Source organism: Duganella sp. GW821-FHT07G03, from assembly GCF_059418605.1.
This window is the reverse complement of the sequence record NZ_JBWKQE010000029.1, coordinates 1-24,169: the sequence shown is the minus strand read 5'-3', so window position 1 is coordinate 24,169 and position 24,169 is coordinate 1. Positions and strand designations below refer to the sequence as shown.

At 64.8% G+C, this 24,169-nt stretch carries 23 protein-coding genes; 11 read left to right on the top strand and 12 right to left on the bottom strand.

Going from position 1 to position 24,169, the window contains the following annotated elements; all coding sequences use genetic code 11:
• Window positions 1–24 precede the first annotated feature (24 nt).
• Genes AC07OK_RS27075 through AC07OK_RS27065 form a run of 3 tightly spaced genes read left to right on the top strand, consistent with a single transcriptional unit; the run spans window position 25 to window position 3,725 of the window.
• Window positions 25–792, top strand: coding sequence for a DeoR family transcriptional regulator (locus AC07OK_RS27075; RefSeq protein ID WP_026335293.1), 768 nt, complete (start codon window positions 25–27; stop codon window positions 790–792).
• Between the two features lie 3 nt (window positions 793–795).
• Window positions 796–1,908 (top strand): N-acetylglucosamine-6-phosphate deacetylase, encoded by a 1,113-nt coding sequence (gene nagA / locus AC07OK_RS27070; RefSeq protein ID WP_494693170.1) that lies wholly within the window; start codon window positions 796–798, stop codon window positions 1,906–1,908.
• An 11-nt stretch (window positions 1,909–1,919) separates the two neighbouring features.
• Window positions 1,920–3,725 (top strand): MFS transporter, encoded by a 1,806-nt coding sequence (locus tag AC07OK_RS27065; protein WP_494693169.1) that lies wholly within the window; start codon window positions 1,920–1,922, stop codon window positions 3,723–3,725.
• On the opposite strand, the gene AC07OK_RS27060 is transcribed toward AC07OK_RS27065, so the two are convergent.
• The gene (locus AC07OK_RS27060) at window positions 3,722–4,498 is read right to left on the bottom strand and encodes an alpha/beta fold hydrolase (protein ID WP_494693168.1); all 777 of its coding nucleotides are present in this window, start codon (window positions 4,496–4,498) and stop codon (window positions 3,722–3,724) included. The genes AC07OK_RS27065 and AC07OK_RS27060 overlap by 4 nt on opposite strands.
• Window positions 4,499–4,602: 104 nt before the next feature.
• On the opposite strand from AC07OK_RS27060, the gene AC07OK_RS27055 reads away from it, so the two are divergent.
• Window positions 4,603–5,217, top strand: coding sequence for a hypothetical protein (locus AC07OK_RS27055; RefSeq protein WP_494693167.1), 615 nt, complete (start codon window positions 4,603–4,605; stop codon window positions 5,215–5,217).
• On the opposite strand, the gene AC07OK_RS27050 is transcribed toward AC07OK_RS27055, so the two are convergent.
• Window positions 5,218–7,032, bottom strand: a complete 1,815-nt coding sequence (locus AC07OK_RS27050; RefSeq protein WP_494693166.1) for an FAD-binding oxidoreductase — start codon at window positions 7,030–7,032, stop codon at window positions 5,218–5,220. It lies immediately after the preceding gene.
• Between the two features lie 252 nt (window positions 7,033–7,284).
• Between AC07OK_RS27050 and AC07OK_RS27045 the strand changes: the two genes are divergently transcribed.
• Window positions 7,285–7,818 (top strand): phasin family protein, encoded by a 534-nt coding sequence (locus tag AC07OK_RS27045; RefSeq protein ID WP_494693165.1) that lies wholly within the window; start codon window positions 7,285–7,287, stop codon window positions 7,816–7,818.
• A 6-nt stretch (window positions 7,819–7,824) separates the two neighbouring features.
• Here AC07OK_RS27045 and AC07OK_RS27040 read toward each other — a convergent pair whose 3' ends face one another.
• Entirely contained in the window at window positions 7,825–8,487 is a 663-nt protein-coding gene (locus tag AC07OK_RS27040) for a glutathione S-transferase family protein (RefSeq protein WP_494693164.1), read from the bottom strand.
• 177 nt (window positions 8,488–8,664) lie between these two features.
• Here AC07OK_RS27040 and AC07OK_RS27035 point away from each other — a divergent pair, with 177 nt between their 5' ends.
• The 4 genes from AC07OK_RS27035 (at window position 8,665) to AC07OK_RS27020 (ending at window position 11,375) form a co-directional block, all read left to right on the top strand.
• Complete coding sequence (locus AC07OK_RS27035) at window positions 8,665–9,477, top strand: MipA/OmpV family protein (protein ID WP_494693163.1); 813 nt, start codon at window positions 8,665–8,667, stop codon at window positions 9,475–9,477.
• Window positions 9,478–9,643: 166 nt separating this feature from the next.
• Window positions 9,644–10,390 (top strand): CPBP family intramembrane glutamic endopeptidase, encoded by a 747-nt coding sequence (locus tag AC07OK_RS27030; RefSeq protein ID WP_494693162.1) that lies wholly within the window; start codon window positions 9,644–9,646, stop codon window positions 10,388–10,390.
• A gap of 15 nt (window positions 10,391–10,405) precedes the next feature.
• Complete coding sequence (gene aroQ / locus AC07OK_RS27025) at window positions 10,406–10,999, top strand: gamma subclass chorismate mutase AroQ (RefSeq protein WP_494693161.1); 594 nt, start codon at window positions 10,406–10,408, stop codon at window positions 10,997–10,999.
• A 169-nt stretch (window positions 11,000–11,168) separates the two neighbouring features.
• Window positions 11,169–11,375 (top strand): hypothetical protein, encoded by a 207-nt coding sequence (locus AC07OK_RS27020; RefSeq protein ID WP_494693160.1) that lies wholly within the window; start codon window positions 11,169–11,171, stop codon window positions 11,373–11,375.
• A 228-nt stretch (window positions 11,376–11,603) separates the two neighbouring features.
• Here the strand turns inward: AC07OK_RS27020 and phoR are convergent, their stop codons facing one another.
• The 7 genes from phoR to pstS form a co-directional block, all read right to left on the bottom strand.
• On the bottom strand, window positions 11,604–12,917 hold the full coding sequence (gene phoR / locus AC07OK_RS27015) for a phosphate regulon sensor histidine kinase PhoR (RefSeq protein WP_494693159.1): 1,314 nt from the start codon (window positions 12,915–12,917) through the stop codon (window positions 11,604–11,606).
• The gene (locus AC07OK_RS27010; RefSeq protein WP_020706067.1) at window positions 12,917–13,606 is read right to left on the bottom strand and encodes a response regulator; all 690 of its coding nucleotides are present in this window, start codon (window positions 13,604–13,606) and stop codon (window positions 12,917–12,919) included. Before AC07OK_RS27010 ends, phoR begins: the two co-directional genes overlap by 1 nt.
• Before the next feature lie 18 nt (window positions 13,607–13,624).
• A complete protein-coding gene (gene phoU / locus AC07OK_RS27005) occupies window positions 13,625–14,338 on the bottom strand; it encodes a phosphate signaling complex protein PhoU (protein ID WP_020706066.1) in 714 nt (237 codons plus the stop codon).
• 37 nt (window positions 14,339–14,375) lie between these two features.
• Window positions 14,376–15,176: a phosphate ABC transporter ATP-binding protein PstB gene (gene pstB / locus AC07OK_RS27000; protein ID WP_494693158.1), complete on the bottom strand. Its 801-nt coding sequence runs from the start codon at window positions 15,174–15,176 to the stop codon at window positions 14,376–14,378.
• Window positions 15,177–15,210: 34 nt separating this feature from the next.
• Window positions 15,211–16,080 (bottom strand): phosphate ABC transporter permease PstA, encoded by an 870-nt coding sequence (gene pstA, locus AC07OK_RS26995; RefSeq protein ID WP_494693157.1) that lies wholly within the window; start codon window positions 16,078–16,080, stop codon window positions 15,211–15,213.
• Window positions 16,080–17,078: a phosphate ABC transporter permease subunit PstC gene (gene pstC, locus AC07OK_RS26990; protein WP_494693156.1), complete on the bottom strand. Its 999-nt coding sequence runs from the start codon at window positions 17,076–17,078 to the stop codon at window positions 16,080–16,082. Before pstC ends, pstA begins: the two co-directional genes overlap by 1 nt.
• 144 nt (window positions 17,079–17,222) lie before the next feature.
• Window positions 17,223–18,269: a phosphate ABC transporter substrate-binding protein PstS gene (gene pstS, locus AC07OK_RS26985; RefSeq protein ID WP_494693155.1), complete on the bottom strand. Its 1,047-nt coding sequence runs from the start codon at window positions 18,267–18,269 to the stop codon at window positions 17,223–17,225.
• 304 nt (window positions 18,270–18,573) lie between these two features.
• Here pstS and ppk1 point away from each other — a divergent pair, with 304 nt between their 5' ends.
• Both ppk1 and sixA read left to right on the top strand, forming a co-directional pair.
• A complete protein-coding gene (ppk1, locus tag AC07OK_RS26980) occupies window positions 18,574–20,670 on the top strand; it encodes a polyphosphate kinase 1 (RefSeq protein WP_494693154.1) in 2,097 nt (698 codons plus the stop codon).
• Between the two features lie 42 nt (window positions 20,671–20,712).
• Window positions 20,713–21,180: a phosphohistidine phosphatase SixA gene (sixA, locus tag AC07OK_RS26975; protein WP_494693153.1), complete on the top strand. Its 468-nt coding sequence runs from the start codon at window positions 20,713–20,715 to the stop codon at window positions 21,178–21,180.
• Between the two features lie 241 nt (window positions 21,181–21,421).
• On the opposite strand, the gene AC07OK_RS26970 is transcribed toward sixA, so the two are convergent.
• Complete coding sequence (locus AC07OK_RS26970) at window positions 21,422–22,534, bottom strand: polyamine ABC transporter substrate-binding protein (RefSeq protein ID WP_494693152.1); 1,113 nt, start codon at window positions 22,532–22,534, stop codon at window positions 21,422–21,424.
• A 92-nt stretch (window positions 22,535–22,626) separates the two neighbouring features.
• Window positions 22,627–24,006 (bottom strand): flagellar filament capping protein FliD, encoded by a 1,380-nt coding sequence (gene fliD, locus AC07OK_RS26965; RefSeq protein WP_494693151.1) that lies wholly within the window; start codon window positions 24,004–24,006, stop codon window positions 22,627–22,629.
• Window positions 24,007–24,169: the final 163 nt, after the last annotated feature.

The following is a 24,169-nucleotide window of genomic DNA, read 5'->3' as shown; positions in this document are numbered from 1 at the left end:
TTTTGTAAAATCGACTGCACAATAATGCGAAATACCAGCCAACGCCGCGCCTCCATCTTGCAGGCGCTTACCCAACACGGCTCGGTCCAGGTGGCCGCGCTGGTGGACCAGCTGGGCGTCTCCGCCGTCACCATCCGCAGCGACCTCAGTGCGCTCGAATCGCAGGGACTGGCCACGCGCAGCCACGGCGGCGCCACGCTGACGCGCACCCCGCCGCCCGAGCAGACCATCCCGCAGAAGGACGCGCTGAACCACGAACAGAAGGAGCGCATCGGCGCCTGGGCCGCGCGCATGGTGCAGCCGGGCGACAACATCATCATCGATTCGGGCACCACCACCATCTCGCTGGCGCGCCACCTGCGCGAGGCGCAGAACGTGACGGTGATGACCAATGGCCTGAACATCGCCTGGGAACTGGCCGACGCCCCCGGCGTCGACTTGATCCTGACCGGCGGTCTGCTGCGCAAGCAGTCGCTGTCGATCCAGGGCACGCAGGCCGAGGCTTGCCTGCAGGCCTATAGCTTCGACAAGCTGTTCCTCGGTGTCGACGGCTTCGACCTGCAATTCGGCGTCACCACCCACCACGAGGCGGAGGCTAGCCTGAACCACAAGATGGTGGAGCGGGCCAAGAAAATCATCGTCCTCGCCGACGCCTCCAAATTCGGGCGCGTCAGCCTGCACCGCATCGTGCAGCTGGACCGCGTCCATACCGTCATTACCGACGCCAGCATCAGCGCGGAATACCGCGATGGCCTGCTGGAAGCCGGCATCGAACTCCTGATAGCGGAATAAACAGTGTTAAGCGGCAGAATCCTCACACCACAAGGCTGGATCACGGGCAGCATCGCCTTCAGCGAGCAAACCCGGCGCATTCAAACCATCCACGCGGACGCGCAGGCAGGCAACAACAGCGGCCTGACGATACTGCCCGGCTTCATCGACCTGCACGTGCACGGCGCCGCCGGCGTCGACATCATGCAGGGCGGCGACGCCGGCGCCAGCGTGGCGCGCAGCCACGCGCGCCACGGCACCACGGCGATGCTGGGCACCACCATGACGGCCACCGACAATTCGATCCGCCGCGCGCTCAAGGGCCTGGCCGGCGTGATCGCCGCTCGCCCGGCCGGCGCCGCGCGCATGCTGGGCGTGCACCTGGAAGGCCCGTTCCTGAGCATCCACCGCCTCGGCGCGCAACCGGCCGACTCGGTGGCGGTGGCCAGCCTGGAGCTGGTGCGCAGCTATCACGAACTGGCGCCGATCCGCGCGCTGACCATCGCCACCGAAGTGGACGGCCACCTGGACCTGATCCCGATGCTCAAGCAGATGGGCATCCGCGTGCAGCTGGGCCACAGCAACGGCAGCTACGAGGACGGCGTGGCCGCGCTCAACGCCGGCGCGGCCGGCTTCACCCACCTGTTCAACGGCATGACGGCGCTCAACCACCGCCACCCCGGCATCGCCGGCGCCGCGCTGGCGCATGCCGAATACGCCGAGATCATCCCGGACCTGCAGCACGTGCACGAAGGCGCGATCCGCGCCGCGCTGCGCGCCATCCCGCGCCTGTATGGCGTGACCGACGCCACCTCGGCCACCGGCATGCCGGACGGCGAGTATGGCCTGGGCAGCCAGCGCGTCTACAAGTGCCTGGGCTGCGTGCGGCTGGCCACCGGTTCGCTGGCCGGCTCGGTGCTGACGATGGATCAGGCGCTGCGCAATTTCGTCGGCCTCGGGCTGGACCTGGCCGACGCCTCCAACCGCCTCTCGCTCTACCCCGCCGACTACATCGGCGAGGCGGAGCGCGGCCGCCTGGTGCCCGGCGCCTGGGCCGACCTGGTGGTCTTGAATGCCGATTTACAGCCGGTGGCCGTCTTCGTTGAAGGCGAAGCCATCGATCTTTCTTCACACTAGCCGGAGTTTTGATGCAAACCACCCTGCCAACCGCACCCGCCCGCGCCATGGGCTTTCTGCTGTTTATCGCCGGTATGGGAGGGCTGCTTTATGGGATAGACGTCGGCATCATCGCCGGCGCCCTGCCCTATCTGGAATCGACGGCGTCGGTGGCGTGGAAGCTGAGCGCGCAGCAGCTGGGCTTTATCGTCGCGGCGGTGTTGCTGGGCTCCGTGCTGTCGTCGCTGTTCGCCGGCGCGCTGGCCGACCTGGTCGGACGGCGCGCGGCGATGGTGCTGGCCGGCGCCTTGTTCACTCTGAGCATACCGCTGATCGCGCTGGCCGACGGCTACCTGCCGCTGATGCTGGGCCGTCTGCTGCAGGGCATCAGCGGCGGCTTGATCGGCGTGGTGGTGCCGCTGTACCTGGCCGAGTGCCTGCATGCGCGCCATCGCGGCCGCGGCGCGGCGCTGTTCCAGCTGCTGCTGACCATCGGCCTGGTGGCGGCGGCGCTGATCGGATTGTTCCAGGCGCAGACGGTGGAAACCGCCACCGCGGCGGCGCAGCATCTGGCGGAGGCGGCGCGCGCCGACGCGGTGTTCGCGGCCAAGGACCACGCGTGGCGCAGCATCTTCTGGGTGTGCCTGGCGCCCGGCCTGGTGTTCACGCTGGGCGGCCTGCTGCTGTCGGAATCGCCGCGCTGGCTGGCGCGCAAGGGCCGCATCGAGCAAGCCCGCGCCGCGCTGCTGCGCACCCGTCCCGCCGCCGAGGCGGAAGCGGAACTGCGCGACATCGAACTGGCGCTGTCGCCCGTCACATCATCCGGCGGCGCGGTGGCCAGCGACCGCCTGCTGAGCCGCCGCTACGTGCTGCCCTTCCTGCTGGCCTGCCTGGTGCTGGCGCTGACGCAGGCGACCGGCATCAATTCCATCCTGGCCTATGTGGTCACCATCCTGAACCAGGCCGGCCTGCCCGGCGCCACCGCCAACATGGCCGACGTCGCGCTGAAGGTGCTGAATGCGGTGATGACGGTGGTGGCGGTAGCGCTGGTGGACCGCAAGGGCCGCAAGTTCCTGATGATGCTGGGCACCGGCGGCATCGTGCTGGCACTGGTGACGGCGGGCCTGCTGTTCCGCAGCGTGGAAGGCGAACAGCGCGACATCAGCGCCATGCTGCAAACGCGCGTTCAGGCCAGCGGTCTGGAACTGCGCCTCGACCCGGCCACCTTGCAGGCGCTGGGCGACATACCGGCCGACGGCGCGCCGATGCAGCTGTCGATCGCCTATTCCTACGGCCCGTTCACCAATGTGCAAAGCCGCCGCAGCGACGATCCAGCGCTGCCGCTGCTGCGCGTCGCCCGTGAAGACACGGTGCAGGCGGACAGCGTGATCGGAGCCTTCTTCCGTCGCCTGCATTTGAATCCGTTCGCCGATCCGGCCGAAGCGGTCGGCGCGCCGCTGCGCATCGAGCAGGCGCACCTGTCGGCGGTACCGCCTTCCACGCACGGCTGGCAGGTGGCGCTGGCGATTTGCCTGTTCGTCGCCAGCTTCGCGGTCGGTCCCGGCGTGTGCGTGTGGCTGGCGCTGTCGGAGCTGATGCCCAACCGTATCCGTTCCAACGGCATGAGCGTGGCGCTGTTGATCAACCAGTTCGTGTCCACCGTGATCGCGGCGGTGTTCCTGCCGACCGTGGGCCAGTATGGTTACGCCACGCTGTTCTTCTACGGCGCCGGCTGCGCGCTGCTGTACTTCCTCACCGCCACCTTCCTGCTGCCCGAAACCAAGGGCAAGACGCTGGAAGAAATCGACGCCCACTTCTCGCGCAAAGCCGCTGCCTAAGCCAGGCAGGCTTCGAGCGACGATTCGAGCAGCGGGAAGTGGCCGCTGTCGACCAGGCGCACATTCGCCTGCGGGAAGATGGCGCGCCAGATGGCGCCATCATGCTCCGCATCGATCATCGGATCATGGCGGCCGAACACCACCGACACCGGACCATTGAAGGCGCTGCGCCCCGGCGGCCGGAAGCTGGCCGCAAAATCGTCCGACACGGCGACCGAGGTCGGGCCGTCAAAGGCGCCCGGCTGCTGCAGCACCTCGAGGAAATGGCGCGGCGCATCGCCGGCATGCGGGCCGAAATACAGCGACGGCACATCCGGCAGCAGTTGCAGCACGCCGAACACGTCCCAGAAGCGCGCCCGCCCCGGCGCCGCTTCGTAGGCCGCCAACGCCGCCACGACCTTGGGGGCGTCGGCATGGCCAGCGTTGACGGACAAGGCGCGCCGCGCCAGCCGCAGCGCGGCCTGTTCCGGATTGTAGGTCGGCGCCAGCAGCACCACGCGCGCCACCAGTTCCGGCGCATGGTTGGCGACGTGGGTCGCCAGGTGCGCGCCGAAGGAACTGGCCATCACGGTCAGCGGCATGCCGTGCGCCTGCGCGCTGCGGCGGAATCCGGCCAGCGTGGCCTCCAGCAAATCCAGATAAGGGCGCTGCGCGCACGGCGCGGCAGGCGGCTGCTGCCACCACTCCACGTCGTCGGCCTGCGGGAAGCGCGTGCGTTCGATGGCGACGCTCAGGCCCGGGCCGCCGTGCAGGTAGAAAATCGATGCCATCATTGCTCCTCGAAAGTGGACTGACGCCAGCGTAACGCAAGAGTGCTTTTTTAACAAGTATATAGCTAGTTGATTGACTTCGCCGGGCGCTGTGGTCAAATGGGCGCATGAAAAAATATCTCCTTGCGATGTCCCTGCTACTGGCGGCCACCCATGCGCCGGCCCAGGTGCTGCCCGTGCGCGAACAGGCAAACGTGATCAACCAGCTGCTGGCCGAACGCTTCGATACGCTGCTGCCGGACATGATGGCGCAGACCGGCATCGATATGTGGATCGTGCTTGCGCGCGAATACAACGAAGACCCGGTGCTCAAGACCATGCTGCCGGCCGAGTGGCTCAACGCCCGCCGGCGCACGGTGCTGCTGTTCTACCGCGACCCGGCCAGCGGCCGCGTCGACAAGCTGGCGGTGGCGCGCGCCGAGAACCTCAACCCGACCATCTACACCCATCCGATCGGCTACCACGGCCACGCGGCCGGCCCCGCCATCGGCATGTGGGACATGCAGGACGGCGTGCCGGGCAGCGGCGACGAGGCGCTGCGCTACCGCACCGCCTACTCGATCGAACTCAATGCGGCGACCGCGCTGCCGGGCTACGCGGAGCCGGTGCGCATCATGCTGGAGGAAGACGCCTACTTCGACCAGGCCGGCATCCGCTACATCGGCGGACGGCAGCAGGAGCTGCTGCTGGTGCCGCGCCGCGCGTCCCACCTCGAACCCTGATCAACCTTTGCGCGTGAAACCGTCGTCGCTCCATGCCTCGCTGCCGACGCCGTGGCGCACGAAGAACAGGCCGTGCGGATCGTACTGGCGCTTGGCGCGCGCCAGCCGCTCGTAGTTGGCGCCCCAGAACGCGGCCTGCCAGTCCTTGAGGAAGTAGTCGCTCTCCGACACATAGGAACCCGCCCTGGGCGCGGCCTTGCGCAATTCCGCCATCGCCCGGCCGATCGACGCGGCCCGTTCGCGGCCACGCTGCGCGCCCTTCTCCGCGTCCTCTTTCGCGCCCGGCATGCCAGGATAGCGCGGGCCGTCGCCGCCGGCGATGATGGCCAGCGCGAACGCGCCCAGCACGTCGGGATTCATCGCCGTGTCGCGCGCGGCGGCCAGGTCGGCGGCCGAGGCGCCGGCCAGGCCCTTGTTGAAGTGCAGGCCCACGCGCCAGTGCCGCGTGCTGCGGAACAGCGCGTCGGCCAACTGCGCCTGCTGTTCGGCGGCCAGCAAGGTGGCGGGCAGCCAGGCCGAATGGTAACCGTGGATGAACCAGCCCGCGTCCCCGGCGTCGCCCTTCCACACGCCATGGTGCGCCGCGGCGCCGGGACGCTCGTCGGCCAGCATGAAGCCGGGCGCGTACTTCTTGAAGAAGGCCAGGTTCCAGAACTGCCGCGCCGGCAGCGCCACCACGCGGAACGGCTTCTCCAGCGTGTACTCGGGCCGCTCGCCCAGCCAGGCCAGGAACGGCGCCCACACCGCCTCCGCCTGCTGCTGGTTCAGTCCCTGGAACACCATGGACACGTCCACCGTATTGCCGGTGTTGAAGCCGATCTGCTCGCCCCAGTTGGCGTTGAACAGCGCGCCGGCGTAGAACGCCAGCACCTGCGCGATCAGCGCGCGGTAGGCATCGTCACTGGCGGCCTTGATGGTGAAGAACACCGCGCCGAAGGTCTCCGGCAGTTCGCGCGTGCGCAGGGTCAGGCGCGTGACCACGCCGACGCTGCCGCCGCCACCGCCCTTCAAGGCCCAGAACAATTCAGGATTGGTGCAGGCGTTGGCGATGCGCACCTGGCCGTCGGCGGTCACCACCTCGGCTTCCAGCAGGCCGGCGGCGGCGGTGCCGTAGTTCTTGGAGAAGCTGCCGAAGCCGCCGCTCTGCACCAGCCCCGCGACGCCGACCGTGGTGCAGCCGCCGCCCTGCACGTAACGGCCGCCGCGCGTGGTGACGGCGTCGTAGGCGTCGATCCACATCGCGCCCGCGCCCAGCGTGACGGCCGGCTGCGGCGCCTCGCTGCAGCCCTGCGCGACGAACGCCGGCTGCAGCGTGGCGTCGTTCATCTGGCGCGTCCAGACCAGCAGCGAATCGGGCGCGTCGGACGTGCCCTGGTAGCTGTGGCCGCCGCCTTTGACCACCAGCCGCAGATTGTGCTCGCGCGCGAAGTTGACCGCCGCCACCACGTCGGCCGTGCCGCGCGCCGCCACCGCGTAGGCGCTCGGCTGCGAGGACCAGGCGTCCTGCCAGCCGCTGGTCTGCGTCAGCGCCGGCTGGTCGCCGATGGCGTAGGTGTTTTTCAGCGCGTCCAGCGCGGCCGTGCAGGCCGGCGCGCTGGCGCCACCAACGCCGGCGGCACAGGCGGCGAACGGCGCGTCCAGTTTGAGCAGGCGGCCGTCGACCCGCTGCTGCAATTGCTGCCAGGCCGAGGCCGACGGCCAGGCGGCATCGCCGGGGCGCACGCGGCGGCGCGCCGTGGCGGCGGCAGCGCGCAGCGAGGTAAGCGACATCAGCGGCAAGGCCGCTACCGACTTGAGCAAGCTTCTTCTTTGCATGGACTGGCTTTCATGTGTGATAGGGACAGCGCTACCTTAGCGCAGCCGTCCGCCGCCGGTCCACCGCTATGTGGCGAGACGGACGGGGGCGTGGCGAAGCGGATAAATTATTGACCAGACAGAACGAATGATGCCTGCAAGCTCCAGGGTGGCAAAAATATGCTGCACCTGCGAAGATAGTGCGGCAGGCGTCCGGCCAAAGCGCCTGAATCAGCACGCTCTCTTTGGCCCCACACCATCCAGGAGAAGTACATGAATTCGTTTGTGGAAACCATTGCGCCAGCAGCAAAAAATCACGCGCTCGCCCGTATCGACTATTTCAGCGACCTGACACTCGCCACCTTGCAATCGGTGCGCAAGCTGTCGGAGGTGAACCTGCAATTCAGCCGCGACTGGCTACAGGAATCCACCGAAACCCTGCGCGCCGCCCTGCTGAGCCCGCACACTGAACGCGCGCCGGCCAGCATGCCGTCGACCGAGCAGGCGACGCACAAGCTGCAGGCGTGGCAGCAGCAGCTGGGCCAGATCGCCAGCGAGTACCAGTCCAGCATCAACCAGGTGGTGCAGCAGCATGCGCCGCAGGCGGCGCGCGCGGCGACCGAGCTGGCCGAGGCGGTGACACACAAGGCCGTCGCCCAGGTCGACCAGCAGCTGCGCCAGGGCAAGGCTGCCGGCAAGGAAATACTCGATCAGGCCCACCAGTTCGCCCAGGTGGCGGCGCAGAACGGTTCGATGGCGCAGCCGGTCTCGATGCAGAGCGCCGAGGACCAGGGCAACCAGAACTAGGCGCCGTTACAGGAAGCGTTCCGGAATATCGTCGACGAAGGGATACATCGAGAAATACGGCTTGGCCTCGTCCAGCACCTGCTTGACGGACGGCCGGCCGACCAGCCGTTCGAAGTAGGCGTTCAGGTGCTGGTATTCCTCGGGGAACGGTAATAGCGTGGCGGCGTAGAACAGCGCCGGCGCCGCCGCGCAATCGGCCATGCTGAACGCCTCGCCGCACATCCAGCTGCGCGCGGCCATGCGCTTCTCGATCATCTTGTAGGCCGTCTTGAGCTTGGTGCGCTCCTTGGTCTGGTCGCATTGCATGCCGCTCAGGTGGCCGAGCACGATGGTCTGCACCGGCTCCTGCACATAGTTGTCGAAGAAGCGGTCCCACAGCCGCACGTCGAGCGCCGCCTCCCAGTCGGCCGGGATCAAATCCTGCGGGCCGGGGAAGTAGCGGTCCAGGTATTCGATGATGACCGAGGTCTCCGGCACATCGCGCCCGCGCGCGTGGTCGCGCAGCACCGGGAATTTGCACAAGGGCCAGATCGCCTCCAGCTCGGCGCGGTCGGCCTCCTCACCCAGGTTGATCAGGCGCTTGTCGAAGGGCGTGGCGTTCTCATACAGCGCGATCAGCACTTTATGGCAGAACGAGGCCAGTGGGTGGTAGTACAGCGTCAGGGACATGGTCGGCTCTCCGAGGGTCGGGCACCGCCACGCGGTACCAATCAAATCAGCAGATGATACTTCAGACAAGCCGATGGCGGCGGACCGGAAATGTTGCGACACTTCGCTCCGTCATACGCCGGGCCAACTCCACCAAGCGCCGGCGGACCACCGAACCACCACCTCACAGGATCCTCCATGCGCCTTGCCATTACCCTTGCCCTCGCCTCCCTCTGCGCCTTCAGCGGCAACAGCCACGCCGACGCGCTCGACCTGCCGTCGTCGTCGGGCCCGCAAACCGCGCCCGCCGCCGGCGACAGCCTGACCGTGGGCGGCGGCATCGCCTACGTGCCGGAATACGCCGGCAGCAAGAAAAACCGCGTGGTGCCGCTGCCCTACATCGAGCGCACCTTCGACAACGGCGTCTTCCTCAGCACCATGCGCGGCGTCGGCTTCCAGACCAGCGTGAGCGGCGTCGGCCTGAGCGCGGCGCTGAGCTACGGCGGCGCGCGCGCCGACCACAAGCGCAATATGTTCGACGGTTCCGACGCGCTCAAGGGCATGGGCGACATCCAGGGCGCGGCCCAGGCAGTGCTGGCCGCCAGCTATCAGGTGGGCACCGTCGGCCTGAGCCTGAGCACCACGCAGAACCTGGCACACCGCGAACACGGCGCCACCTACACGCTGGGCGCGGCGACGCAGTTGTACACCACCGCCAGCGACCAGGTCGGCCTGAGCGTGTCGACCGAGTACGCCGACAAGAAGCACATGCAAACCTACTTCGGCGTGACCGCCGCGCAAAGCGTCGCCTCGGGCTACAAGGCTTATAACGCCAGGGGCGGCATCGCCAACGTCACGACCAGCGTCAGCTGGAACCACGTGCTCGACAAGAACTGGTCGGTGCACACGGTGCTCGGCATCACGCAGTTGGCCTCCGATGCCGCCGACAGCCCGCTGACCAAGCGCAAGACCACGCCGATGCTGATGACGGGCATTGCCTACAAGTTCTAAATCGCTTAGCTGGGTGATACTATTGAGGGAAATTCACCTATCGTTTCCTTCAATAATGCCGACACTCACGCTGCTGACCTTTATCGCCCTCGCCCTGTCCGTGGGGGCCGTCTGGCTCCCACGCTCTCCCCGCGTCCCGCTCGCGCCCTGGCAAATCTGGTTTGCCTTGGCGCTGCTGTGTGGCGCGCTGTCGGGCGTGCTGCACGCGCCGGCCTTCATCGCGCTGGCCTTGTTCGGCGGCGCAGCCTGGCTGACCGATGCGGCGTCCAAAAAATATCTGCGGATACTGTTTGGCGTCGTCACGCTGGTGCTGGCGTTTGCGCTGGCGATCCACAAGCTGCCGGGGTTCAGCAATCCCGTGGTGATTGCCGGCGCGGTGTTCTCGGCCGGCGCCAAGCCGTTTACGCAGTATGCGAACTTCGACAAGGGCGCGGTCGGCCTGATCTTGTTGGCATACATTTGCCATCGCACGGCGTCGCTGGCCGAATTCGGTAGCGTACTGAAGAAGACCTTGCCGGTGCTCGTGCTCACCGTAGCGGCCGTGATGGCCTTTGCCACCGGCGTCGGCTTCGTGCAGCCGGCCTTCAAACTGCCGGAGGTCACGCTGCAATTCCTGGCGGTGAACCTGTTCTTCACTGTGGTCGCCGAAGAGGCGTTCTTCCGTGGTTTCATCCAGGCGAGACTGGCGTCGGCGTTGTCCGATTTCCGTCACGGCGCGTGGGTGGCGCTGCTCTGTTCCGCCCTGTTGTTCGGCGCCGCCCATCTGGCCGGCGGCCCGCTGTACGCCGCGCTTGCCGCCATCGCTGGCCTGGGCTATGCCTACGCCTACCACGCCACGCAGCGCATCGAAGCGTCCATCCTCGTACACATCGCGCTCAACGCCGTGCACTTCATCTTCTTCACCTACCCCTGATCAAAAGGAAAGTTCATGCGCGCAGTGATCCGACTCGCCCTTCTCTGCTTGCCGCTGGCCGGCGCGCTTGCATCGGCCCAGACCGTCGGCGTCCGGCCGGACGAGGTGATTGCGCGCAGCGCGCCCGACTTGCAGAAGGACCTGGCGCCGCTGCGGCTGGCCATCGACCAACGCCTGCTGCTGGCGCAAGCGGTGGCGCGCGCCAAGTGGAATGTGCAGGCGCCGATCGACGACCTGCCGCGCGAGGCGCAGGTGATCCAGGCGGCAGTCAGGCAAGGCGCCGCGCTCGGTCTTGCCGATGCATGGGTCGAAGCGGTGTTCCGCGCGCAGATCGACGCATCGAAAATCGTGCAGCGCGAACTGTACGCGAAATGGCGGACGCAACAGGCCGGCAAGTTTGACGACGCGCCCGACCTGGCCAAGACCGTGCGTCCAGAACTCGACCGGATCACCGTGCAACTGCTGCGCTCCCTGGCCGACCATCAAGCCGTGCTGAAGGCCGATACGCGCAAAGCCGACGTCGCACGCGCCCTGCGCCCACTTGAAGCGACGGCGCTCAGTCCATCCGCCGTCGAGCAAGCACTGGCGCCCTTTGCGGCGCTGCATTGAGCCGCATGGGCGGACAGCAGGAATATGCGTATGGGGTGCTCCACCCCGCTCCTTGTGGCAAAACCCCGATTTCTCCTTCGATTTTCTTCGATTTTTTCAAGCATTGAACTGTTTTCGAATTTGCCGGTCTAAATTGGGGAATGCCGAAGAAAATAGGGGAGAAAATCGAATGAATACCACAATGACCGTGCAGGTGCCCACCGATACCCTGCTCAAACTGATCGAAAAGCTGCGCCGCCGTGGCGGCTCGCAGGATATCTCGGAAGCGATGACTTGGGCCCCCGAACGCTGGCTCGCCGAACCAGTTCGCGCAATCATTCGCGCGCTCGACGCGCAGTGCATGGCACGATTTATACGTCCGCCGCCCAGGCGATAAGACCTTCAAGCTGGCCAACAGGTTGCGCGCCGAATTAGCTGCGGCGGAGAAGTCGGCTGCAGCGGGAACCCAGAAGTCGGCGCCGGCAGAGCACGCCGCCGCCCAAGGAGACGCGCCCCCCGCCTTGGTGCCACCGGTGGCGCCAGTGCCGAGAAACACCGACCGCGAACCTGGCTGGGATTTACCGGAGCGCAGAAAGTTCCGCTACCGGCTGGAAGATGTCGCCTACTAGTTCAGCAACAACTCCGGCTGCTGCTGCACGATGGCCGTCTTCGGCAGACAAACGAGGAAGGAACTGCCCTTGCCCGCCTCCGACTTGATCTGCAAGGTCGAGCCATGGCGCAGCAGCACGTGCTTGACGATCGCCAGCCCCAGCCCGGTGCCCTGGGTCTCGCGCGAGCGGCTCTTGTCGACCCGGTAGAAGCGCTCGGTCAGGCGCGAGATGTGCTCGGGGCTGATGCCGATGCCGGTATCTTCCACCATGAACTTGACGCCGCCTTCATACTCTTTCCACGCCAGATGGATCTTGCCGCCGGCCGGCGTGTAGCGCACCGCGTTCGAGGCCAGGTTGCCGAAAGCGCTGTGCAGCTCTTCATAACTGCCCATGATGTCCGGCCCGTTGACCGCCATGGTGATCTCATGCTTGCCGGCCGACAGCGCCCGCGCATCGCGCAGCACCTGCTCCATCAGCTTGGGCACATCGACCTGCTCCGGCCGCATCGGATAATCGACCGACTCCAGCCGCGACAGGGTCAGCATGTCCTCGATCAGATGCTGCATGCGGTGGCCCTGCTCCGTCATCAGCTTCAGGTGCGCCGAGCGGGTGGCCGCATCGAGCCCCTCGGAAGCGGCGATCTCCAGGAAGCCGACGATCACCGTCAACGGCGTGCGCAGCTCGTGCGAGGCGTTGGCGATGAAGTCGCGCCGCATCTCTTCGATGCGCTCGCTCTCGGTGGCGTCGTGCGTGACCAGGATCTGGCGGCGGTTTTCAAACGGAATGATATGCACGATCAGCTTGCGCTCGCGGAAGCTGATCGTCAGCGGCTGCTCGTAGCGGCCGAGGATGATGTAGTCCATGAAATCCGGACTGCGCACCAGGTTGGTCACGCGCATGCCCTTGTCGCGCTCGTGCGTCAGGCCCAGGTGCTTCTCGGCGGCCGGATTGCACCACTCGAGGAACAGCACGTCGTCCATGATGACCACGCCGTCCGGCAGCAGATGCATGGCCTGGCGGAAGCGCGCCAGCCATTCGGTCAGCTCGGCCTGGTTCTTCTCGTCGTCGCGCCGCATGCGGTACAGGCGCGAGAAGATATTGGTCCAGGCGCCCCAGCCGTCTGGCAGCTTGGCGCTCTGCGGATCGTCCATCCAGTTGCTCAGCTGGTAGAGATAGGACAGCTGCACGAACACCATCACCATCATGGCGAGCAGCGCCAGCACCAGCCCGTGGATCCAGCCGAACATCCAGCCCAGCGTCGCGCAACCCGCCAGGATGATGGCGGTGCGCAGCGCGGCCGGCACCCAGAACACCAGTCTTGGATTCATTATTTCTCCGACAGCATGTAGCCCACGCTACGCACCGTCTTGATCAGATGTTCGGCCTCTTTCAAGGCCTTGCGCAGCCGCAGCACGTGGACGTCGACGGTGCGTTCCTCGATCACCACATGGTCGCCCCACACCTTGTCGAGCAGCTGGCTGCGCGAGAACACCCGTTCCGGATGCGCCAGCAGGAACTTCAGCAGCTTGTACTCGGCATGGCCGATGTCGATCTTCTGCTCGTCCATCAACACCGTGCAGCTGACCGGGTCCAGCATCACATTGGCCGCGCGCATGGTGGCCTGCGCATGCTCCGGGCTCTTGCGGCGCAGCAGCGCCTTGGCGCGCGCCAGCAGCTCGCGCGGCGAGAACGGCTTGGTGACGTAGTCGTCGGCGCCGCTGTTCAGGCCCGCCAGCTTGTCTTCTTCCATGCTCTTGGCGGTCAGCATGATGACCGGGATTTCATTGAACTGGCGGTCGGAACGGATGCGCGCCAGCAGGCGCAGGCCGGTCTGGTCGGGCAACATCCAGTCCAGCAGGATCAGTTGCGGGGTCTTGGTCTGGATGAAGTCCCAGGCCTCGGAACAGCTTTGCACGGCGCAGCAGTTCCAGCCTGCTTCGCGCAGCGAAAACGTCACCAGCTCGACAATGGCTGGCTCGTCTTCGACGATCAGTACGGTGGTTTTATCGGATGCCATTTTTCTCTTTTGTATCGCTTACTGCGCCTGCTCAGGCACGTCGTCCGGTATCGGTGCGGTCTTGGTGTGGCGGATGTCCTTGCCTTCTACGACGTAAATGACGTATTCGGCGATGTTCTTGGCGTGGTCGCCGATGCGCTCGATCGCCTTGGCCACCCACAGGGTGTCCAGCGCGGCCGAGATTGTACGCGGATCTTCCATCATGAAGGTGATCAGATTGCGCATGATCGAACGGAACTCGTGGTCGATCACGGCGTCCTGGGCGATCAGCTGCAAGGCTTGCTTGCCGTCGTTGCGGGCGAACGCGTCCAGCGCATCGTGCAGCATGTCGCTGGTGTTGTTGGCGATGCCGCGCACCATCTCGTAGTGGTTGACGGTCACCGCGCCGCGCGCATGCAGCGCCTTGGCGGTGCGGGCGATCTTGGTCGCTTCGTCGCCGATGCGCTCGAGGTCGGTGATCACCTTGATGGTCGCCATGATGGTGCGCAGGTCGTTGGCGGCCGGCTGGCGGCGCACGATCAGGTGGCTGCAGGCGTCGTCCAGCGACACTTCCAGCTGGTTGACGGCGTCGTCCTCGCGCATCACGCGGTCGGCGCGCTCGGGATTGCCGATGCGGAAGCAGGTCATGGCGTCGAGGAACTGGGTCTCGACGATGCCGCCCATCAGCAGCACCTTGCTGCGGATGGCTTCCAATTCGTTGTCGTACTGCTTGGATGAGTGTTCACCGATCATGCTGAGCTCCGTAGTCGTTTTGCTATTATAAGTTCGATCAGCCGAAGCGACCGGTGATGTAGTCCTGCGTCTCTTTGCGCGCCGGATTCATGAAGATCTGGTCGGTCTCGCCGAACTCCACCAGCTCGCCCAGGTACATATAGGCGGTGTAGTCCGAGCAGCGCGCCGCCTGCTGCATATTGTGGGTGACGATGGCGATGGTGTAGTCCTGCTTCAGCTCGCTGATCAGCTCTTCCACCTTCGAGGTCGAGATCGGGTCCAGCGCCGAGGTCGGCTCATCCAGCAGCAGCACGTCCGGCTTCACGGCGACGCCGCGCGCGATGCACAGGCGCTGCTGCTGGCCGCCCGACAGCGACAGCCCGGACTTGCTCAGCTTGTCCTTGACCTCGCCCCACAGCGCGGCCTTCTTCAGCGCCCATTCGACGCGTTCGTCCATTTCGCCCTTGGACAGGTCTTCATACAGGCGCACGCCGAAGGCGATGTTGTCGTAGATCGACATCGGGAACGGGGTCGGCTTCTGGAACACCATGCCGACCTTGGCGCGCAGCATGTTGACGTCCTGGCCCTCTTCCAGGATGTTACGGCCACGGTACATGATAGTCCCTTCGGCGCGCTGGCCAGGATACAGGTCGTACATGCGGTTGAGCGTGCGCAGCAGGGTCGACTTGCCGCAGCCGGAAGGGCCGATGAAGGCCGTGACCTGCTTCTCGTGCACGTCCAGGTTGACGTTGGTCAGGCTCTGGGTTTTACCGTAGAAAAAATTCAGGCCCGAAATCTCGATGGTTTTACGTTTGCCGTTCGCGGCTACCACATTCTCTTGGCTCAGTTGCGTATTCATTGTTGATCGCTTTATCAGATTTTGATAGTCAGGTTTAATTCGGGACTTTTTGGCTGAACAGGGTGCGCGAGATGATATTCAGCGCCAGCACGCTGAAGGTCACCAGCAGCGCGCCGCCCCAGGCCAGCTCGCGCCAGTTGTCGTACGGGCTCATGGCGTAGCTGTAGATCACCACCGGCAGGTTGGCCATCGGCGCGTTCATGTCGGCGCTGAAGAACTGGTTGTTGAGCGCGGTGAACAGCAGCGGCGCGGTCTCGCCGGAGATGCGGGCCACGGCCAGCAGCACGCCGGTGATCACGCCGGCCTTGACGGCGCGCAGGCGCACCATCATCGCCACTTTCCAGCGCGGCGCGCCGAGCGCGAAAGCCGCTTCCAGCAGGCTGTTGGGCACCAGGCGCAGCATGTTGTCGGTGGTGCGCACCACCACCGGCACCGCGATCAGCGCCAGCGCCACCGAACCGGCGTAGCCGGAATAGTGCTTGGCGGTGGCCACGTACATGGCCCAGACGAACATGCCGATCACGATCGACGGCGCCGACAGCATGATGTCGGTGACGAAGCGGGTCACCGCCGCGACCTTGTTTTCTTCGCCGTATTCGGCCAGGTAGATGCCGGCCAGGATGCCGATCGGCGTGCTGATCGCCGTGGCCAGGCCGACGATCATCAGCGAACCGACGATGGCGTTGATCAGGCCACCGCCCTCGCTGCCCGGGGCCGGCGTGGTCTGGGTGAACAGGTTCATGCTCAGCGCGCCGAAGCCCTTGATGGCCAGCGTGACCAAAATCCACGCCAGCACCAGCAGGCCGACCGACATCGCCGCCACTGACAGCGCGATGCCGATGCGATGCGTCAGCAAGCGTTTGCGATATACCGGATTCAAGGGTTGAGTAGATGCGTGCTTCATTATTTGACGCCTTCCTTGCGGGACATGCCGGCCAACATCAGCTTGGCGGCGGACAGAACGATAAAGGTGATCACGAACAGGATCAGTGCCAGCGCGAACAGCGAGGACACGTGCAGCGGGGTGTCGGCTTCGGCGAACTCATTGGCCAGGGTCGAGGCGATCGAGTTACCGGCCGCGAACAGCGACCACGACAGCTTGTTGGCGTTGCCGATGACGAAGGTCACGGCCATGGTCTCGCCCAGCGCGCGGCCCAGGCCCAGCATGACGCCGCCGACCACGCCGGTCTTGGTGTACGGCAGCACGATCTTGCGCACCACTTCCCAGCGCGTGCAGCCGAGGCCGTAGGCCGATTCCTTCAGCACCGCCGGCACGATCTCGAACACGTCGCGCATCACCGAGGAGATGAAGGGGATGATCATCACCGCCAGGATCAGCGCGGCGGTCAGGATGCCGATGCCCATGGTCGGGCCGCTGAAGAACTGGCCGATGATGGGCAGGTGGCCGACCGTGTTCTTCAGCAGCGGCTGCACGTAGTCGCCGAACAGCGGCGCGAACACGAACAGGCCCCACATGCCGTAGATGATGGACGGCACGCCGGCCAGCAGCTCGACCGCCGTGCCCAGTGGACGGCGCAGGCCGGCCGGGCAGATCTCGGTCAGGAACAGCGCGATGCCGAAGCTGACCGGGAAGGCGATCAACAGCGCGATGCCGGAGGTGGCCAGGGTGCCGACGATGGCGATCAGCGCGCCGTACTTGTCGTTGACCGGATCCCACTCGACGGTGGTGATGAAGGCCGGGCCGAATTCCTTGAAGGCCGGCCATGCGCCCACCATCAGCGAGATGATGATGCCCATCAGCACCGCCAGCACGGACAGCGCGAACAGCATGGTGGTCTTGTGGAAGATGAAATCCTGGATGCGCTGGTTGCGCATGGTGCGGTGCATGGCCTGGGTGGCGGCCTGCTCGGCTGCCGCGAGGGCGGCGGTGGCAGTCTGCATGGCCGGCTCCGGTTTGTTCAGTGGCGTGGAAGTGATATCAGCGCTCATATTGTTGTCTCGTGATGGTAGCTAGCCTGCGGCTCCCGGTCGGGAGGCGCAGGCTAACCCCCTCGCCACTTACTGCGTGGCGAAGGGAGGTCCGGATTAGTAGATGGCCTTGCCCGATGCGTCTTTCAGGTTGGCTTTCCAGGCATCCTGCACCAGCTTGACAACCGTTGCCGGCAGTGGAACGTAGTCCAGTTCGGTGGCAGCGGCGCCGCCGTTCTTGAAGGCCCAGTCGAAGAACTTGATGACTTCCTTGCCTTTGTTGGCGTCAGCCTGTGCTTTGTGCATCAGGATGAAGGACACGCCGGTGATCGGCCACGAGTTCTTGCCCGACTGGTCGGTCAGCACCACGCCGAAGCCTGGGGTCTTGGTCCACTCGGCGTTGGCGGCGGCGGCTTTGAAGAAGTCGTCGTCAGGCTGCAGGAAGTTGCCGTCCTTGTTTTTCAGCTGGGTGTGCGACATCTTGTTCTTCTTGGCGAAGGCCCACTCGACGTAGCCGATCGAACCCTTGATGCGCTGCACGTTGGCGGCGACGCCTTCGTTGCCCTTGCCGCCGACGCCGACGATCCATTTCACGGCGGTGCCGGAACCGATCTGGGTCTTGAAGGTCGGGCTGGTTTTCGACAGGTAGTCGGTGAACAGGAAGGAGGTGCCCGAACCGTCGGCGCGATGCACCACGGTGATTTCACCGGCAGGGATCTTCACGCCCGGGTTCAGCGCGGCGATGGCGGCGTCGTTCCAGTTGGTGATCTTGCCCAGATAGATGTCGGCCACGACCGGACCGGTCAGCTTCAGCTGGCCAGGGGTGATGCCTTCCAGGTTGACCACGGTGACCACGCCGCCCATGATGGCCGGGAACTGCATCAGGCCTTCTGCGTCGAGCTCTTCAGCTTTGAGCGGCATGTCGGACGCGCCGAAATCGACGGTCTTGGCTTTGATCTGCTTGATACCGGCGCCCGAACCGACGGACTGGTAGTTCAGGCCGTTGCCGGTGGCGGCTTTGTACGACTCGGCCCACTTGGCGTAGATCGGGTAAGGGAAGGTGGCGCCGGCGCCGGTCATATCGGCGGCGTGGGCGGCGGACGAGAAGGCCATGACGGCCGTGACGCCTACTACCAGGGAAGAGAACAGTTGTTTCAGTCGCATATCAAGTCCTTTTGTTATGACAGGTTAGGATGCTGCGCAGTCTACCGGGGCTATATGACAGCTTTATGACATGACCGAAATATGTCAAAAATAGTTTTTTTACCTCGGAATTGCGCCCTCCCCCCTCTGAGAACAGGCCATGGTGCCGCCATATATTACGCCCATCCTGTCATAATTGGCGCGTCACGAAAGTCATTTATGACAAACGATGTCATGGAGTTGTCATATTTCTTATTTACACTGTTGCATCATTCTTCCGCGATACAGGATAGAATGAGCCTAATTGCAAAGTGAACAAAAAGACATGAAGCCTGACTTGCATGCTGAAGTGAACAAGAACTCCGCGTTTCTGGACCGGGAACTGTCGCAACTGATGTTCAACCGGCGCGTGCTGGCGCAAGCCGAGGACAAGAGCATCCCTTTATTGGAGCGGCTGCGCTACCTGTGCATCGCCAGCAGCAACCTCGACGAGTTCTTCGAAGTGCGCGTGGCCAGCCTGCTGGCGGCCGGCAGCGTCGAAGGTTCGCTCTCCAATCACCCGGCGCTGGTGGCCACGCTGTCGCGCATCAGCAGCGAGTGCCACGCGCTGGTGACCCACCAATATGAAATCCTCAACCAGGAAGTGCTGCCCCAGCTGGCCGCCAACGGCGTGCACCTGGTGCGCCACAACGAGCGCAACGAGGCGCAGCGCGCCTGGGTCAAGGAATACTTCGACACCGAAGTGCGCCCGCTGCTGACGCCGATCGGCCTGGACCCGGCCCACCCCTTCCCGCAGGTCGTCAACAAGAGCCTCAACTTCATCGTCTCGCTGTCCGGCAAGGACGCCTTCGGCCGCGGCACGGCGATCGCCATCGTCAAGGCGCCGCGCGTGCTGCCGCGCGTGATCCGCCTGCCCGACCACCTGTCGAAAAGCGGCGGCGTCTCGTTCTGCCTGCTCTCGTCCATCATCCACGCCCACATCTCCGACCTGTTCGCCGGCCGCGAGGTGATCGCCTATTCGCAGTTCCGCGTCACCCGCGACTCCGACCTGTGGGTCGACGAGGACGAGGTCAAGAACCTGCGCCAGGCGCTCAAGGGCGAATTGCAGGGCCGCCAGTTCGGCACCTCGGTGCGGCTGGAAGTGGCCAAGAACTGCCCACCGGAGCTGTCGCAATTCCTGCTCGACCAGTTCGGCCTGCACCAGAGCCGGCTGTACGCGGTCAACGGCCCGGTCAACCTGGTGCGCCTGACCGAGATCGTCGACCACGTCAACAACCCGGCCTTGCGCTTCCCGCCGTTCTTCCCCGGCATCGCGCAAAAGCCGGGCAGCCCGGACATCTTCGCCGCCCTGCGCGAGGGCGACATCCTGCTGCACCACCCCTACCAGACGTTCCAGACGGTGATCGACTTCATCCGCAGCGCCGCGCTCGACCCGGCGGTGGTGGCGATCAAGCAGACCATCTACCGCACCGGCATGAACTCGGACCTGATGGAGTCGCTGATCCTGGCGGCGCGCTCGGGCAAGGAAGTGACCGTGATCGTCGAGCTCAAGGCGCGCTTCGACGAGGAAGCCAACATCAACTGGGCCGACAAGCTGGAACAGGCCGGCGCCCAGGTGGTGTACGGCGTGGTCGGCCTCAAGACCCACGCCAAGGTGGCGCTGGTGATACGCCGCGAAGACCACAAGCTGCGCTTCTACGCCCACCTCGGCACCGGCAACTACCACCCGAGCACCACCAAGTTCTACACCGACTTCGGCCTGCTGACCTGCCATCCCGGCATCAGCCAGGAAGTGAACGAGGTGTTCATCCACCTGACCAGCCTGACCAAGCCGCACCGGCTGGTGCACCTGTGGCTGGCGCCGTTCGCGCTGCACAACGAGATCATCAAGGCCATCCGCAACGAGGCGCGCATCGCCCGCGCCGGACGGCCGGGACGCATCATCGTCAAGATCAACGCGCTGGTGGACGAATCGGTGATACGGGCGCTGTACGCGGCCTCCAAGGACGGCGTCAAGATCGACCTGATCGTGCGCGGCGCCTGCATGCTCAAGCCGGGCGTGCCGGGGCTGTCGGAGAACATCAAGGTGCGCTCCATCATCGGCCGCTTCCTCGAGCACAGCCGCATCTACTACTTCCGCAACGACCTGGCGCACGACGTCATGCTGGCCAGCGCCGACTGGATGAGCCGCAACCTGTTCCGCCGCATCGAGGTGGCCTTCCCCGTCCTCGACAAGGCGCTCAAGCGCCGCGTGCTGAACGAAGGCCTGAATCCTTATTTAAAGGATAATATGAACGCCTGGGAGCTGGAAGCGGACGGCCACTACCAGCGCCGCAAGGCGCGCGGCAAGCAGCTGCCCTACAGCGCCCAGCAGCACCTGATGGAAACGCTGGGCATGGCCGGCGCCCATCTGGGAGACTAAGCGGAGCGGGATCTTTTTTCACATGTCGTTCAGGAGAAAAACATGGATCTCATATTGTGGCGGCATGCCGAGGCCGAGGACGCGGAACCCGGCATGTCCGATCTGGAGCGCGAGCTGACCGTCAAGGGTCTGAAGCAGGCGCGCCGCATGGGCCAGTGGCTCGATTCGCAGCTGCCCGACAGCTGCCGCATCCTGTGCAGCCCGGCCGTGCGCACCCTGCAGACGGCCGAGGCGCTGGGGCGCAAGTTCAAGATCCACACCGACCTCGCGCCCGGCGCCGACGCCACCGACATCGTCAAGGCCGCCAACTGGCCGGGCAACAAGGATTCGGTGCTGGTGGTCGGCCACCAGCCGACCCTGGGCCAGCTGGCCTCGCTGCTGATGACGGGCGACGATATGGAGTGGGATATCCGCAAGGCCAGCGCCTGGTGGTTTTCCCAACGCGACCCCGGCAACGCCATGAGCGTCTACCTGAAGGCGGTGATGGCGGCCGACCTGGTGGTGAAATAATGACGCGTTGAGCTTGTAAAGCGGCAACCATCTGCTAAAGTTTAATCGTAACAACTTGAGGGAGGGTTACCATGTTCACCTTACTCACGATGGGGATCTTCGGAGGGATGATCGCCTTGGTCGTTTACGAGCTCATAGAGGAAACACGCGGCAGCAAACACAAACTGGTCGACCGCTATCACGAATAGCATACGCTTCATTGAAGCACCACGGCATTCCCGCGCAAGCGGGAATGGTCCGTTTACAGGCCGGTCTTGAACTTGGTGTAGATGCGGGTAATGTTGCGGCGGATATCAGCCGGCACCGCTTCCGGCGCGGCCATGCGCTGCTTGTCGGCATCCGACAGGAACACCGTCTTGTTCTCGGCGATATCCTTGCGCACGAACTTCAGGCTGGCCGAATTCGGGTTGGCGTAGAACACCTTGTTGGTCAGGCTGGCATGCACCTCGGGGCGCATGATGTAGTTGATCCACAGGTGGGCGTTGTTCGGATGCGGCGCGTCGGCCGGGATGGCCATGGTGTCGAACACCAGCGCGGCCGAGGTCTTCGGCACCAGCACCTCGATCACATTGCCATTCTTGGCGTCGATGGCGCGCTGGCGGGCGATGTTGATGTCGCCCGACCAGCCCAGCGCCACGCACACCGCGCCGTTGGCCATGTCGTTGATATAGCCCGACGAGCTGAACAGCGTCACATTCGGACGGATGGACTGCAACAGCTTGCCCGCCTCGGCGTAGTCGGCGGCGTTCTTCGAATAGGCCGGCTTGCCCAGGTAGAGCAGCGCGGCCGGCAGCACCTCGGACGGCGAGTCGAGGAAGGACATGCCGCACGACTTCAGCTTGGCCGCGTATTTCGGATTGAAGATCAGGTCCCAGGCGTTGTCCGGCATCGGCATGCCGCCCAGCGCGGCCTTGACCTTGTTGACGTTGATGCCGACCGTGGTATAGCCCCACAGCCAGTCGACCAGGTATTCATTGTTCGGATCGATACCGGCCAGCTTGGCCTGGATCGCCGGGTCCATGTTCTTCAGGTTGCTCAGTTTGGATTTATCGAGCTTGCGCAGCAGCTTGCCGTCGATTTGCAGGCGCGCCCATTGCGCGGTCGGCACCACGATGTCATAGCCCGACTTGCCGGCGGCCAGCTTGGAATTGAGGATTTCGTTGTTATCAAACAGGTCATAGCGGACCTTGATACCGGTTTCTTTTTCAAAGTTTTTGACGGTATCGTCGGCGATATAGTCCGACCAGTTATAGATGTTGAGGACTTTTTCCTCCTGCGCCTGGGCCGCCACCTGCCCCGCGCCCGCCATCAAGCCAGCCGCCACCAACGCCGCACCAACGAACTTCCCTGCCATAGCCCCTCCGAGTGGAATCAATCACAAGCCGTGATGATCGGGCATAGCCAGTTCCGACGCAAGGAATTCGTTAGAAATATCAATCTGAAATATCAACCCAGCATGTCGAACAGCGTGCCGGACTTGCCGGCCGTGCCGTTGACGGCGCTGCCGGCGGCGGTCTGGGCCTGGGCCGTGTACAGCGCCACCAGCGCCGTCGCCTGCGCCGTCAGCGCCTTGGTCAGCACCGTGCGGCGGCCGTTGATGCTGTTGATCTCGCGGCCCAGCATGCCCGCTTCCTTGCTGATCACGCTGCCATCCGAAGTCAGCGCCGACGCCTTGGCCGACAGCAGGTCGGCGATGCCCTTGCCATTGTTGGTGAACAGCTTGCCGACGCCGGCAGTATCGCTGGCCAGCGCGGCCTTGAGCTTCTTGTCCTCGACCACCAGCTGGCCGCTGCCGTCCTGGCTGACGCCGGCCGCATTGAGCGCCGCCATCGAGACACTGCCGCCGCCCGTCTTCAGCAGCAGGTTCAGCTGGCTGCTGACCTGCCCCATCGCGGTATCGGATTTCAGGTCGCCTTTTTGCAGCGCCTGCAGCTTCTTGTTCAAGTCGTTGTAGGCGCTGACGAAGGATTTCAGGTTGGCGCCGATCTGGCTGGCGTCCTGGGTGATGGTGACGTCGGTCTTGCCGGCCGCGGTCAGGGTCAGCGTGGCGCCGGCGATGGCCTGGTCGACCGTGTTGCTGGCGCTGGTGACGTCCTTGCCGTCGACGCTCAGGATGGCGTCCATGCCGGCGCTGGCCTGCTTGAGTTTCTGGCTGCCGTCGGGATCGAAGGCGAGCAGGTTTTTCAGCGCCGCGTCGCCGCTGACGCTGATGCGCAGGCTGTTGGCCGCGCCGCTCTGGCCGGCGATCGCCAGCGAGAACTTGCCGTCGTCGCCCTTGGCCACCTTGACGTCCACGCCGGCCGCCTTGAACGCGGCGGCGATGCCGTCCAGCGTATTGTTGCTGCCGTCGATGGTGATCGACTTGCCGGCCGCCTTGCCGTTGACGGCAAAGCCCTTGTCGCCGCCGGCCTTGCCGAAATCGATCTTGACGGTGGTGGCGGCGCCCGAGCCGATCTTGGCGTCCGACGCGGCGAACACATCGCTGGTCAGGAACTGGCCGCGCGCCAGCTGCTTGACCTCGACCGCGTAAGTGCCGGCCTTGGCGGTGCCGGTGGAAGCGGCGGTCAGCACGTTCTTGACGGAAGTCGCGGCGCTGGTGCTCAAGCCGCTGCCGGTCAGGCCGGCGGCGATCGACTGAAAATTCGCCAGCGCGCTTTGCAGCTGGCCGAGCGCCGACAGCTTGGTCTGGTCGTTCTTCAGCGTCGTGTTCAGTTTGGTCGCTGCACTATTCTGCGACGCCATCGTCTGTTGGACGCGATTGTAGATATCGTTCGACACCGTCGAACCGCCGGTAGTGCCGCTGGAGTTGATGCTGGAAGTGGCCATGATACGTCCCGCCTGATTTGGTTACATAGTATGCAACATCAGCAAAAAATCAAAGCGCCGAACAGACAGCATTTTCCCCACCAACTCCGGGGTCAAGTCCTGAACCTTCCCCTCAAATTTCTTGTAAACATTTGAGGAAGCTGTTAACTTTCTATCTTAAAAA